The organism is Paraburkholderia xenovorans, from assembly GCF_046030735.1.
Lineage (GTDB): Bacteria > Pseudomonadota > Gammaproteobacteria > Burkholderiales > Burkholderiaceae > Paraburkholderia > Paraburkholderia xenovorans_A.
In genome coordinates this window covers 211969-223774 of the sequence record NZ_JAQQBV010000009.1, presented here as the reverse complement: position 1 = coordinate 223774, position 11806 = coordinate 211969, and the positions used below count along the sequence as shown (strand labels likewise).

The 11806-nt window shown below is 57.2% G+C and carries 15 protein-coding genes; 4 read left to right on the top strand and 11 right to left on the bottom strand.

Annotated elements, in window-relative coordinates; translation table 11 throughout:
• On the top strand, positions 1–648 hold a 648-nt coding region (locus PQQ51_RS11685), incomplete at its 5' end, for a hypothetical protein (protein ID WP_408496926.1).
• Positions 649–1286: 638 nt separating this feature from the next.
• On the opposite strand, the gene PQQ51_RS11680 is transcribed toward PQQ51_RS11685, so the two are convergent.
• The 4 genes from PQQ51_RS11680 to PQQ51_RS11665 all read right to left on the bottom strand — a co-directional run bounded on the left by PQQ51_RS11680 (position 1287) and on the right by PQQ51_RS11665 (position 4813).
• On the bottom strand, positions 1287–2354 hold the full coding sequence (locus tag PQQ51_RS11680; RefSeq protein ID WP_408496925.1) for a toll/interleukin-1 receptor domain-containing protein: 1068 nt from the start codon (positions 2352–2354) through the stop codon (positions 1287–1289).
• Positions 2355–2508: 154 nt separating this feature from the next.
• Positions 2509–2970: a hypothetical protein gene (locus PQQ51_RS11675; protein ID WP_408496924.1), complete on the bottom strand. Its 462-nt coding sequence runs from the start codon at positions 2968–2970 to the stop codon at positions 2509–2511.
• A 543-nt stretch (positions 2971–3513) separates the two neighbouring features.
• Entirely contained in the window at positions 3514–4257 is a 744-nt protein-coding gene (locus tag PQQ51_RS11670) for a class I SAM-dependent methyltransferase (protein ID WP_408496923.1), read from the bottom strand.
• Positions 4208–4813 (bottom strand): hypothetical protein, encoded by a 606-nt coding sequence (locus PQQ51_RS11665; RefSeq protein ID WP_408496922.1) that lies wholly within the window; start codon positions 4811–4813, stop codon positions 4208–4210. The genes PQQ51_RS11670 and PQQ51_RS11665 overlap by 50 nt, the downstream gene beginning before the upstream one ends.
• A gap of 830 nt (positions 4814–5643) precedes the next feature.
• On the opposite strand from PQQ51_RS11665, the gene PQQ51_RS11660 reads away from it, so the two are divergent.
• Positions 5644–6123 carry a hypothetical protein gene (locus PQQ51_RS11660; protein ID WP_408496921.1) on the top strand — a complete coding sequence of 160 codons (480 nt, stop codon included), beginning with the start codon at positions 5644–5646 and terminating at the stop codon, positions 6121–6123.
• A 258-nt stretch (positions 6124–6381) separates the two neighbouring features.
• Here PQQ51_RS11660 and PQQ51_RS11655 read toward each other — a convergent pair whose 3' ends face one another.
• From PQQ51_RS11655 to PQQ51_RS11640, 4 genes are all read right to left on the bottom strand, one after another.
• Positions 6382–6918, bottom strand: coding sequence for a hypothetical protein (locus PQQ51_RS11655; protein ID WP_408496920.1), 537 nt, complete (start codon positions 6916–6918; stop codon positions 6382–6384).
• 4 nt (positions 6919–6922) lie between these two features.
• Positions 6923–7360 (bottom strand): hypothetical protein, encoded by a 438-nt coding sequence (locus PQQ51_RS11650; protein ID WP_408496919.1) that lies wholly within the window; start codon positions 7358–7360, stop codon positions 6923–6925.
• A gap of 281 nt (positions 7361–7641) precedes the next feature.
• Complete coding sequence (locus tag PQQ51_RS11645; protein WP_408496918.1) at positions 7642–8484, bottom strand: hypothetical protein; 843 nt, start codon at positions 8482–8484, stop codon at positions 7642–7644.
• A 158-nt stretch (positions 8485–8642) separates the two neighbouring features.
• Positions 8643–9713 carry a hypothetical protein gene (locus PQQ51_RS11640; protein ID WP_408496917.1) on the bottom strand — a complete coding sequence of 357 codons (1071 nt, stop codon included), beginning with the start codon at positions 9711–9713 and terminating at the stop codon, positions 8643–8645.
• Positions 9714–9774: 61 nt separating this feature from the next.
• Here PQQ51_RS11640 and PQQ51_RS11635 point away from each other — a divergent pair, with 61 nt between their 5' ends.
• Both PQQ51_RS11635 and PQQ51_RS11630 read left to right on the top strand, forming a co-directional pair.
• The gene (locus PQQ51_RS11635; protein ID WP_408496916.1) at positions 9775–10065 is read left to right on the top strand and encodes a hypothetical protein; all 291 of its coding nucleotides are present in this window, start codon (positions 9775–9777) and stop codon (positions 10063–10065) included.
• Between the two features lie 60 nt (positions 10066–10125).
• Complete coding sequence (locus PQQ51_RS11630; protein ID WP_408496939.1) at positions 10126–10470, top strand: helix-turn-helix domain-containing protein; 345 nt, start codon at positions 10126–10128, stop codon at positions 10468–10470.
• On the opposite strand, the gene PQQ51_RS11625 is transcribed toward PQQ51_RS11630, so the two are convergent.
• The 3 genes from PQQ51_RS11625 to PQQ51_RS11615 are packed head-to-tail and all read right to left on the bottom strand — an operon-like array spanning position 10448 to position 11759.
• On the bottom strand, positions 10448–11086 hold the full coding sequence (locus PQQ51_RS11625) for a cysteine peptidase family C39 domain-containing protein (RefSeq protein ID WP_408496915.1): 639 nt from the start codon (positions 11084–11086) through the stop codon (positions 10448–10450). The two genes, PQQ51_RS11630 and PQQ51_RS11625, sit on opposite strands and share 23 nt — an antisense overlap.
• Positions 11086–11379 carry a hypothetical protein gene (locus PQQ51_RS11620; protein WP_408496914.1) on the bottom strand — a complete coding sequence of 98 codons (294 nt, stop codon included), beginning with the start codon at positions 11377–11379 and terminating at the stop codon, positions 11086–11088. Before PQQ51_RS11620 ends, PQQ51_RS11625 begins: the two co-directional genes overlap by 1 nt.
• A complete protein-coding gene (locus PQQ51_RS11615) occupies positions 11376–11759 on the bottom strand; it encodes a hypothetical protein (RefSeq protein ID WP_143885838.1) in 384 nt (127 codons plus the stop codon). Before PQQ51_RS11615 ends, PQQ51_RS11620 begins: the two co-directional genes overlap by 4 nt.
• Between the last annotated feature and the right edge of the window lie 47 nt (positions 11760–11806).

Below are 11806 nucleotides of genomic sequence, written 5' to 3'. Positions count from 1 at the left end.
TCCTATACCCAAAAACGCAAGAAGCAACGCTTTACCAGAAACCGCATAACGGGTCTGGATTTTGAAAAAGAAATGTTCGATAGCCGCAAGAGCTATCAGATACTTTTCCCTACCTTGAACATCCAAGAGCTATTCCGTGATGACGTAGGCTTTAGAACGATGCAGAAGTTCCGCGATACGCTATTCCAGCGCATAAGGGATGCCCAAGCCTATGAACGCAAACGTAGGCGTATGGGTAGGCCACTAAAAGACCATGAGCGCACCATTCTGCATGACATACACGCATTGATTTGGCGACAGGAAAGTGGAAATGGCCGTGCTCGTGATAGCGGTGATGGGAACCATCATCTCCATATCGTGGCATTCGTATCAGTCAGCAGACGCGATCACGTAAGGGCCTGCGAGGAACTGGGTCTGGCGTGGCAGCGTATTACGCAGTGGGGCGATTTTGACAACGCAAACCGTTATGCTCATTCGTACAAAAACAAGTGGGGCGTAGCCATCGGCTATGTCCACCGCGATGACGAGAAAAAGCGTGAGGCATTACGCAAGCTCATCGGTCTGTATATGGCCAAAGTCACGCAGGTTCCTATCGATTGCGATGAGGACGACAAGCTGTTCGGCACTCGGAAATTTTCCGTCGAGTAGCGCTCCTCGGCTTCGGGGGAAGGATAGCCGGCCATATGCAGAATCAGAGGTTAGCAGGCGACAGCTCTATTCGTTCCCGTGCTTGTGGTGGCGCAACGTGCTCTATAGCCCGCAAGATCCGGCGTTTGCCGAGTTCGAACGCGAGCGCGAGTTGCCGTGGCATGGACGCACGTTTGGCACTTCGAGACTTGACTGAAAGTTTCTACTTCATTTGACGGACTAGGTTCCGGAGGCCGGAAGCTGAAGCAAACTGTCCTCGCATGAAAGCCTCCTGCACGGCTGGAAGCCCCGCTGGGCATAGGTTTCAGGGGGGGCGGCGCAGCCTGTGAGTGTAAGCTGAGCTAGCTAAAGCGGCGGATGTGGCGACGGCCTGACCAGCGGTTCGGCTCCAAAATCCCTCCTCATCGAGAACTATACGGCAAGCGCTACCTCGGTGCCGAGAGATTGCGCCGCTGCCGACAGGCTGTTTGCTGTGGGGTTCTTCGACCGGAAGCGCAGAACTTCATTAGTCGCGGAGACCGAAATCGACCCAATTTGGTCACAGAGAATCGCGAGGCCGAACGACAGCTATGAAGGTACAGCCGACCTACGACCAGCTTACCCCCATGCCTGCTTCCTTCTTTGCAATGCAGCTTACGTCACCACAGATGCCGGTCCCAAAATGCACGGTCCGTCAAGTCAGGCGTTTCCCCCTCGTAAGCGCTGGAATACCACTCGAAAAACTCTTCGGGCGCTTCTCCATCATTTAGCCACTGGCGAAGCTTTCCCACCGCTTTATCTGCGCGTTTTACGGATTTGTTCGAATCGTTCGGGCAAACCCCGTTTTCAGTTTCGTTAAGCCTCAACTCTTTATACTGCAGAGGCTTTTGCGCATCATCCCAGGAATATTCGGAAGTATTGCCGGGGAAAAAGTCCTCTCCGAGCTCGGAGACGTAGATTGCTTCGCGAGTTATTCCTGCCAGTTCAGCGAGCGCGACGTTCGCGTCCGTACACATCGTTTCAAAATACTCCCCCGCGTCCATCGCTTCGGCAAGGATGCCCGAGACAGCCTTCGCATCCTTCGTTTTTTTTAGTTTCTCATTGAGCTCTCTCACCTTCTTGAGTTCGGCCTGAGCTTCTCGCAGAGAATCTGCATACTCTTCCTTTTCCTTCAAAGAATTTTCGAGCAGAGTGCGCTGAACGGTCGGGGAAGGGGGAATTTTCCCCAAATTTCCCGACAGTCCTTCCAAGAATTCGTCGCGCTTCGCGTTCCATCTGGGTGTAGGCAGCGCCGTAATCTCTAAGCGGCTAGCGAGTTCGTCGCGAAGTTCATCAAGGTCCTCTGCTGAATTGATGCGTTGTGCCTGGAGCCCAGCGAGAACTGCTTTCATTTCACCGAAATGTACCGGTGGGACCAGGACAGGAATAAAGTCCTTTGATTGGAGCCAGACTCCTCCAAGCTCACACATGCAAAAAGGGCTGTTATAAAAATTCTCGGATATCAAGGCCACTACCGTGGTCGCGCCGTCCAAATGCTGATGGATAGATGACTTGAAGTCCGTTCCAGGTCTGATTCCTTGGCCCTTGATGGATGAACAGAAAATGTCAGTCGGTTGAACGCCAATCCCCGATTCGAGTAACGTTACGAACGACTTGACTACCGGTCCATCGGCGACTGCATGACTGATGAATAGCTTTTTGTTTTGTGTTTGTATCTTCTTCGTCATGTTCTCGAAAATAAAAGTGACGCACAATTTTGTGCTGCGGTTGACAGCGGACGCCAAGAAAATGATGGTGCGCTTTACTGGCATCTCGCCTGACGGGAACGTTCTCTAGCATTCATGGCTCAATTCGGCCATGACGTCTGAGAGGTCCTGCGGTTCAGGCTCGCGAGCATTGACGGGCAGCAGAGCCTGCTCGGAATTTTACTAGATAGAAGGCGCGTGCTTCGATTGCGCGGGTTCGGTGGACGGGGTAGCCAAAGGCTTGTAACGCCCATTCGCAGGCTCGTTGCGCGTGCTCGTCATCCACCAAGTCGACTCCTTCTTTGTAGGTACGGTAATAATCTAGGCGGTATGAAGACTCAGGCGGCTTCCCGCTCAGGCGTTGGAGCCAATCGTCGGTGATGGGAAACCTTGCGGGGTCATAGAAATGCAAAAATTTTGAACCACTAACCATTGAGTTCTTTGCGACGCGACTCGCCAGTTGAATCAGTTGCGATGTGTCTGTCCGCATGTTCAACTCCTGTGCAAGCGCCCGCGCCGAGTCGAAGTCGATGCGCAGCGCGCCCCGCATAGGCATCCATCTATATTGGCGGTAGATGCGCTCAAAGAAATCGACCACGAGTTGCTCGGTCCAGCCGTCCCTCGTCGCAGACTCGAAGTCACTCAGAATTCCCTGATATGTCTCAATGTAACGGTCTGATGGGAGCGCATTCGGAAAGTCGGCCGCATCTATTGCCTCGTGAAGCCGGTCACGGATAGTTTCTCTCGAAAAAAGCATCGGACACCAACGATTCAGGACAAACTCGAAGTGTTCGCGTTGCTTTTTCCGCTGTCAATCCTGGGCGTTGCAGTTCAACAATGTTCGAGTAGATTGACTGATTGACACTGCCTCGCGTCTGGCTCGCTCGGCTCATCGGTTCCCAAGGTCCGGTGCTTTTCGTGGGGTTAGTGGCGTCGCTCCGAGTCGGCTTTCTGGAATCCGCAGGCGAGAACCAAAGTTTCCGTTTATGCCGCGCGGAATTTCCTCAGAAAAATCCCGCTCAATTGTGATCTGAGCGAGCGCAAACCGGGCGCTGAGGTCGACGTACCCTAGAAGTTGCTCAGACGTCGGTACACGACTGCAAGCCAGCCGCGCATCGTGGTCATCGGCTGGAATGAGTCGTTAGACCGCACGAGAAATAAGAAGCAGGAATCTGGGAAACTTAAAACCTCGCCCTGACAGTTCCCGCACCTTCGTCACAGGGAGCCCGACGCCTTCGAGAGCAGACATGTATCGATCAAGGGGATGGTGAAAGTGAGTTGTAAGCATGTCGCTGGCTTGCTTGCGAATTTTGAATTCGCCCTCCACAGCAAACGACTTGCCGTAATCGAATTTGGGATCGGATGCATACCCCCAGTAGAGAGGCCAGAAGCAGGGATGCGGAACAGTCGCAATAAACAGCGCATCCCTCTTCAATATCCGTCGCGATCCTGAGAAAAAGGCCTCTAAGTCGGGCGCGCTACTCGCAGCCATGTTTGAGATCGCAGCATCAAAACGCGGACGCGACCGTCGATGCGCATATTCTTCAATGCTTTCAGCATGGTAAGTTATCGACGGGCTCGCGTGTCGTGTCTGAGCAATCGCAATTGACTCGCGACTCGGATCTAACCCGACGGCGATCTTCGCTCGCGACGCGACGCGAGAAGTGAGCCAGCCCGTGCCACAGCCGACGTCTACCAAGCAGTCAACGGCCGTAAGCTCGTCAAGTATCGCAGGCGCCAGTACGTGATTGGCGCTGTGATCTTTTCCTGAGGAGATTTGCTGCTCTCGCAACCCCGCTATTGCGTCCCACTCACGCGTAATACGCGACAAGCTTTTAGTTTTTCTTAAACTTATCATTGGCGGACCTAATAGAGCGAATGACATCGTGTGCCATCGAGTAAGTGGGGTGTGAAGAGTCAAGTTCCTCAATAATGTGGGGCTCGTGGGGCTTTTTTCGACCGACAGCCACGTATGAAGAGGCGTGATTGCCTGCATTCACGACCGTGAAGCGGGTAACTGGCTCGAATCCGAATGCGCCGTATTCGATTATTTCCGCACCCATCGCACCGAGTGCCTTGATCTTTTCCGTGCTTTGATGGACTAGAAATGTCAGTTCGCCTCGGCGAGCCTTATCCTGAAGCAGCGAATAGATCCGCGTTTCCGAAATCCAGCTTGCGTCACGAGAGCAAATTTCACATCTGCCGCCGTTTCGCAGCATTGCATACATGTAGTTGTTGATCGCGGCAGTATCTTTGTATCGCTTTGCGGACCGCTTACGCGCTTCACGAAGGTCCCAGATGGCGGCGCCGCCGAAGACCACCGCCGTCAGCACGACAAAGCCGATTTGCGTGTGACTGAAAGAATTTTGTGGCGGTCGCAGCGTGAAGAACAGCCCAATGAGCGAAGCCGCTGCGGCGAGCCAGTTGAGAATAGATCTCATAGATTTCCCCGAGTTTTAGCGCAATACATTCCGCGGGAGATGCAGGACAAGCTGGTTCCTGCACTATGTTCGAGACATTTTCTCTTGGAATTTTCTTTTGGTATAGGTCTGCGTCCGAATGCGAACGCGTTGCAAGTATACAAGACCTATCAAACTCGAATTGCTTATATGCGCATATGGCCGGTTACGGGGCGGAGGCGGCGCCTGAGCGTCCACCGACGACCCATGTGAACTGCGGGTTGTGGCCGAACGCGGCAGTCCATGGTCAGCTATCCGGGCGCTGAACGCTGTCGCCGATTCTAGCGGCCAGATCTACCCCAAGAAAGCGAAGCTTCTATGCGACGCTCCATCATGCCGATGCGAACTCCATTTGCAGAACGTCAGCGAGGCGGCGCACTTTGACGCGTCTGCCGGACATCGACGAATTGGCCCAGACGAAGTTCTGGTGTTCGACGATTTTGTCGGCGGCGAGATGCGGAGATGAGCTTGCACGTGCTGGCCTACAACATGAAGCGCGTGATCAAGCTTCTCGGCATGTCGGCGGTAATGGAAGCAATGCGGGCGTGAGGGCTCACGCAATGAAGCATTGAAGTCAGGGTATCGTGTGCATCTTCATCCCGTTCAAAATCGCGGTAAAGCCAATTCTTCAGTCCGGCACGAGCGCAGGTACCCGCGAGCCAACACCTCTGCACCCAGCAGATTTCTGTGTTTTGACACACTCTTATATGGACACCGCCCGGTTTGCCAGGTCGATCTTGATGTGATGCCTTAACGAGGTATCGGCTACGGTCTTATATTCGGCCTTTTGCAGGCCGAAGCCGCGGGCCCTGATGGAATTCGCCAAGAACGTCCTCATCTGGGCCGGTGACGGACCGATGACACTCTTGGGCGGCAAAAAAAATGCCGCCCATACTGGCGCGGCATGTTGTTCTGGCTTAGCCAGACTCTCCTCTTGCCAGACTCGTATTGGCGGCCTGTACTGGTGCCGATGGCTACTGGTCGGGGACGATGTTGTCCAGGACGTTGAGCACCGCATGAACGTGATCGTCGCCCCGGTGATTGAGCAAATCCCACATGGTCTGCTGCTACGCTCTGTCTTGGCGCACGGTGCTGCCGTCCTGCTTGGTCAGCGCGACACCGGACCAGGTCGGCATGACATTGGTATCCCGGACAAACCACTGAAATACCTCACTCGCTTGCGTGACATTCCCGTATGTCCTGTCGATCTGCGCGAGCGCATCCTTCTCCGCCTGCTCGAAACGGACACGCTCCTGCTGCACGCCGGTCAGGCCATTCCGGGCATCATCTAGCTCCCGTTGTGCTGACACGATCACTCAAGTCTGGGTTGTTTGCTGCCGTTGCAGCCGGGGCTGAAACAAAAAAAATGTCGCCCAACTTGGCGTGGCACGTTGTTCTGGCTCAGCCAGACAAACTGGCATAACCCGGCAAAGCGCACGGCGTTGCGTGCGAATCTACGCCATCTCGCCGAGGACGATCAGCATCCTGATGGCCGAGATCGGCATGGCGAAGCGTTCGAGATAAGTTGATTGCGTTAAGGCAGAGTGGCCTTATCGGGGCTTAGGATGCTCTGCCTTAGCGCCATGCTTGGGCTGTGCGGCCACAAGCGCTTCCCGCAATTGCGCGTTCTCGCACTCAAGCGATGCGACACGGGCATGGGCCTCAGCGAGAGCTTCCAGAGCGTGACGTATTGCCTTGTTGTCTTCGTCAGACCGGGCAAGCAGCGAATCCAGCAACTGACGCACCGCTGGGGGGAGGGCCGCACCAATCTCGTTGCCTGGAGGCGAAGGTAGGCGTGTGCTGCGAGTACCAACGATCTCCTGGTTTGCTTCTCGATAGCGTTCAATTGCGCGTTGGATGGTAGGAGCGGACGGACGGCGCTTCGTGCCATTGACGCCAAGTGCCGCCCGGATCAAACGGTCGTAAGTTGACTGGCCGTAAACGCGGCCAGTCACTTCTGCGATTTTGCTGATCACCTCGCCGAGGAACTGCTCGTTGTCAGTCGGTTGGGTTCGATGAGCGTTACTGATCGCACGCGTGATCGCCTCCGTCTCATTTTCTTGCCAATTGAGCGACGCGCGTCCCATCGCTTCAGGCCTCCGGCTTCAATTGCAAGTGGGGGAGCCAGTCCGACAGATCGTCCACGACTGCGCCTTCGAAGCCGTCCGGCCAGATGCGTTCGTCGTGATTGGCTTCGATATAAGCGTCGGACTCAGGCAGGTTGCCGGGTTCCGCGCTCAAGCGAATCGGGCGCACCGCCTCGTGGCGCAGTTCGGCGAAGATCTCGCCGACCAGTTCGCCGCGGTAGTGCTTGCGCATCGAGTGGAAAGCAGCGGGATGCAGGGTGTAGCGGGGCGGATCGTTCAGTGCAACCGGTACGCGGCCGCCACCGTCTTTCAACTCGACGATGTTGATGTAGTAGCCGGTAAGACGCGACGTTAAGGTGATCTCGAACGTGCGCGTGGACTTCGTCACGCGGCCGCGGGGCTGAAACCTGATCGTATGCTCGGATTCGGTGTCGAAGGACATTAAAATGAACCTGCGGTGATGGGGCCGAGTGGCCCCGGGGTTGTAGATCCAGCGCTAAGGTGCCGGGCCGGTGACATTATGGCGCAGAGTTATAAAAATAACTATAAAAATTACTCGATATGATCGCCGCGTCGTTTCGGTTCGTGAAGTCGGCGGTGAAGGCGTCTTCATCGCCCATCCCATCCCGTCGCGGAAGTCTTCCGGCTTCACGTCGTAGCAGGCTGAGCCTGGTTGCTGGGTGCCCGAACAGTATCGGTTGCGTTCGTCGCTGGGGTTGCCGATCAGGATGCCGACGGCTGCTGGCTTGGCACGATGTTGTCGGGGACATTGAGCACGGCATGAACGTGATCGTCGCCGCGATGGTTGAGCAAATCCCCCATCGTTTGCTGCCAGCTTCTATCCTGGCGTGCAGTAGTGCCGTCCTGCTTCGTAAACTCGACGCCAGACCAGGCGGGCACTACCTCGCCATCTCTGACGTGCCACTTGAACACCTCGGTTGCAGTGGTAACGCCGCCATATGTCTTGTCGATCTGCGCGAGCGCGTCCTTCTCCTGTTGCTCAAAACGCGCCCGCTCCTGCTGTGCGCCGATCAGGCCATTCCGGGCATCATCCAGATCCCGTTGTGCCCGCTCGACGGCGGATTGAGCCGTTTCCAACGTACTTTCGCGATTGACGATGCGCTGTTTCAGTGCCTCTGGCGTATCGGCACCGGACGGCGCGCCATTGGCTTGAAACTGCGCGAGCTGACTCCGTGCATCGGCAAGCTGCTTCTCCAGAGCCTCAGGATTCTGCTGGTGAAGGCTCTCGGCTGTCTGATCAAGGCCGTGATAATAGCCCTGGAAATCGTGCTGCGTATCGATGATCTTCCGCTGTCGGAACTCCGCAAGCAGCGCCTCGCCGTTCTTCAGCTCGCAGCGGTATTCCACGACCGTCCGGTTCGTGTCGTCCTTGAACGTGTGCCAGCTATCCTTCTCGCATGAGGCCCGATTCGACAGAGCCGTCTCGTAGGTATGGGTCGAGTCTTGCGGAACGGTTGCAGCCTTGACCGTGTCGATTTCGGAATGGCCGCAGCCGGCCAATGCTAGGCTCAGGAACGCCGCCGAGGCAAGCGTGGTGAATTTCATGTTCATCAGTGAAAAAGTGAGTAGAGATTGGCGCGCGTAGCCGACGGAAGCTCGCTCGCCTGATAAAGAAAGCGCAGCCGGCCGGAACAACTAGCCGCTGCGCTGAGAAAGATGCCGCCGCACCCGGTCGGGACATCAGGCCACGGATAGCTGGATGCTTACCGCGACAATCCGATCGTCACGTACTTCGTGTCGGTATCGAACGTGAGCGGATCGTCGGTGCCCGTCGTGCCGTTGATCGTGATGTAGGCATACCGTGCGGCGCCTGTCGAATCGGTGTACTTGTAGACCCTGGCATGCTCTACCGAATGGTTTGCGGGGTCGGGAGCGCCCGCCGCAGTGAGTGCCTGCACGATGCTGACCGGAGCGTCCGTCTGACCGTCATTGCCCGTGAACGTGACGATACCGTTGTTAGCGAACGTCGCCGTACCCGACTGCATACAGTCTTCCACTTCGTCGAATGTCCGGTTGTTCAGCTCGCTCAGATCGGTCACCTCCACCATATCGCTCGACACATAGACGTACTGTCCCGGCTGACCTTCCGACACAGATCCGACGCCGTTGGCAGTGCACAGTTCGCCGACGCGGTTGCCCAGAACGCTCACGATGGCCGTGAACTTGCCGGGAGTCGCGAACGAGCTGACATTGCCGCTCGCATCGAGATTTGCCTTGGCAACGTACAGGCCACGATTCGGATCGGCGATAGCGATACCGAAGGTGTTGTCGAGATTGAGCGAGGTGCCCATCGGTGTCGCGGTGATGCCCGGAGTCGTATACGCAATCGCCGAGTAAGGCGTCTTCGTCATCGCCGTGCCAGCCTGCGTGTGCGTGACAGCATCGGCTTGCGTCAGACCCGCAGCATCGAGCGCCGCCGCATACTGGTCGAGTAGTGCGTCATTGGAATCGCCCACGCTGAATTGAGAATTCAGCGGATTGAAGCCGCTCGCAATTGCCAGCTTGCCGGGCAAGGTTGCGATCGCAGTCTGGACCTTCGTGAGCGCGCTCGCCAGGTTGTCGGCCGTAATCGCGCTCGACAGGGCGCTCGACGTAGCGCCATCAAGCGCCGAAGCGTTTCCATTACCCAGCACGCCGACGATCAGATCGGTGAGTGGCGTGACGTTGGTCGTGCCAGGCGCGGCAGAGGCCGAGTGCAGCGCCGACGCAAGGGCTGCACCGTTCGCCTGGCCGCCGGCGACCTGCACGACACACGGGTAGTCTGCCGACTTCAAGGTTACGGAATATGTACCATCGCCGGCGGTCGTTGCCGATGCCGTTGCACCCGAGGCACATTTGAACGACACGGTGCCGCCAACAATCGGCGCGCCAACGGCGGCCGTGCCGTTCGTGGTGACGCTCGGGGTACTGGTGCCCGAACTGCTACCGCCGCCACATGCGACGAGCGTTGCACACATGAATGCGCCGAGCGCCAGTTTCGTGATCCCCGTATTGAGCGTGTTCTTCTGCACAGTGTGGTTTCCTCTCAAGTATATGGATGTGGTGTTTACTCGACAAAGACGGGCGCACGATGGCCTGGGATGTGAGCTCACAATTCTCAATATCGGCCTGATAAAGAGAAAATGAAGTGTAAACGCTACATTAAATGTAGAGTATGAAACGTCGTTAATCAGTCGACGGGCGGGCATCCTGCACGCCATGACTGCGAAGCGCCCAACTCCTTCTCCTGCAGCCCGACCCGCCCCGATCTCGATTGCCCTCGGCAAGCGGGTCAAGGAATGCCGGCATGCGGCCGGGAAGTCGCAGGAAACGCTCGCCTTTGAGGCGCACATCGACCGGACGTACATCTCGGCGATCGAGCGAGGCATTGCCAATCCGTCCATTGAGACCCTGGCGAACATCTGCCATTCATTGAACGTAACGCTGGCCGCGCTGTTTGCACCGCTGGACGATGTGTCGCTGATGCCGACTGGTGAGCGCCGCGCGAACGCAGCGACACCGCCCGAAATCAAGCGCAGCAGGCTCCGGTAGAATTTTCTTTCAGCGTGCGGATAGACACCGCGCCATCTACGTCTGCCCGCACGCTCGTTTCGGGCGTGATGTATGAGGCGTACGACTCTCTAGGTTCCAGCCGTGCGTTGCACACACCGAGCACCGGCGCAGTCCCAGACGGATCGAGCAGAAGAAGTGCCTTTGCGATCATGTCCCGCTCCTCAATCCCGACGACCAGCGCGGCATGCCGGTCATCGGTGCGATGGTTGACGATCCAGACGATGACCGGCCACCCGGCACTCAACTCCTGCGCGCAGAATCGAACGAGTTCGGCGGGAGAGCCTTCGGCCTGAACAGGCTGTACGCCGGTATTGAGTTCGTAGACGAAACTGGCTAGTCCGGAAGGCGTTAGGCCATGCAGGTAATGCGGCCATGCGTGATCCCAGAAGTGCGCGGCAGGGCCGCTTGCGTAAGCGGGTAGATCGACCGGATCGGCGAGCATGCCGAGCATTGCGAGAGCCATCGCAACGCAATGCAGGGCACTGCCGCCGTCCCAGTCGCCTTGCCGGCTGAAGAGCGGCTGGCGGGTTCCGGCAAGCATTAGCTGCTGTCCCGGACGTAGCGCCGGGTGCAACTTCTGGACGAGGGCGGGCATCAATAGTCCTCTGGCAGCAGGATCGTCGTGACCGAGCGGTCGGCTTCGGTGATGACCCAGACCTTGCCGCCACCCGGTATTACGTAGCTCGACAGCAGGCGCTTGCCGGTCAGCAACGCCAGTTCGTTTTCGGCGATGTCGTCAGCTTCAAGTTCGCCCCAGTCTCCGCCGCAGTGCCGATCCAGCAGGGCGACCGGCGAAAGCCCGACCTGTTCCAGCATGGACCGTGCGGCGGGCGTGATGACCGTCCTGCCCATCGGAAATCGTAGGCGAGTGCGCGTCTGTCCGCTCATGCTGCGATCCTCGCCTGGTAAGTCACCTCGGGCCATGCCGGATAGCGGCAACGGGTAGTCGGTTGCGGGTGGGAAATTCCTCCCGGGGCGGCTTCCTCAAGCAACTCGATGGTGGTCTGAGAGCGATCCCACTCGGTGACGACGAGGATGCGAGCGCCGTCCGGCAGCGGATAGATTGACAGCAGACGCAGGCCGGCTACGATCGATAGGTCGTTTTGCTCCCGGTCTTCGTCGCACACGCAGCCCCAGTCACCAGCGATATGTCGCAACATGACGCTGATAACGGGAATCTGACTGGCTTGCAGTTTTGCGTGCGCCTCGGGCGTGATCAATAGCCGGCCCGGATGGAACAGCGGTTTGAGACGGGTGATATTGCTCATGAATACCTCCGGAAACAGGACGAGCACGGGCCTCCGGCGGAGCCGGA

Excerpts from the sequence above, each read along its gene's own strand:
- PQQ51_RS11680 (WP_408496925.1), bottom strand. The coding sequence starts at position 2,354 with ATGACGAAGAAGATACAAACACAAAACAAAAAGCTATTCATCAGTCAT.
- PQQ51_RS11670 (WP_408496923.1), bottom strand. The coding sequence starts at position 4,257 with ATGTCATTCGCTCTATTAGGTCCGCCAATGATAAGTTTAAGAAAAACT.
- PQQ51_RS11665 (WP_408496922.1), bottom strand. The coding sequence starts at position 4,813 with ATGAGATCTATTCTCAACTGGCTCGCCGCAGCGGCTTCGCTCATTGGG.
- PQQ51_RS11660 (WP_408496921.1), top strand. The coding sequence starts at position 5,644 with ATGGAATTCGCCAAGAACGTCCTCATCTGGGCCGGTGACGGACCGATG.
- PQQ51_RS11655 (WP_408496920.1), bottom strand. The coding sequence starts at position 6,918 with ATGGGACGCGCGTCGCTCAATTGGCAAGAAAATGAGACGGAGGCGATC.
- PQQ51_RS11650 (WP_408496919.1), bottom strand. The coding sequence starts at position 7,360 with ATGTCCTTCGACACCGAATCCGAGCATACGATCAGGTTTCAGCCCCGC.
- PQQ51_RS11645 (WP_408496918.1), bottom strand. The coding sequence starts at position 8,484 with ATGAAATTCACCACGCTTGCCTCGGCGGCGTTCCTGAGCCTAGCATTG.
- PQQ51_RS11625 (WP_408496915.1), bottom strand. The coding sequence starts at position 11,086 with ATGCCCGCCCTCGTCCAGAAGTTGCACCCGGCGCTACGTCCGGGACAG.
- PQQ51_RS11620 (WP_408496914.1), bottom strand. The coding sequence starts at position 11,379 with ATGAGCGGACAGACGCGCACTCGCCTACGATTTCCGATGGGCAGGACG.
- PQQ51_RS11615 (WP_143885838.1), bottom strand. The coding sequence starts at position 11,759 with ATGAGCAATATCACCCGTCTCAAACCGCTGTTCCATCCGGGCCGGCTA.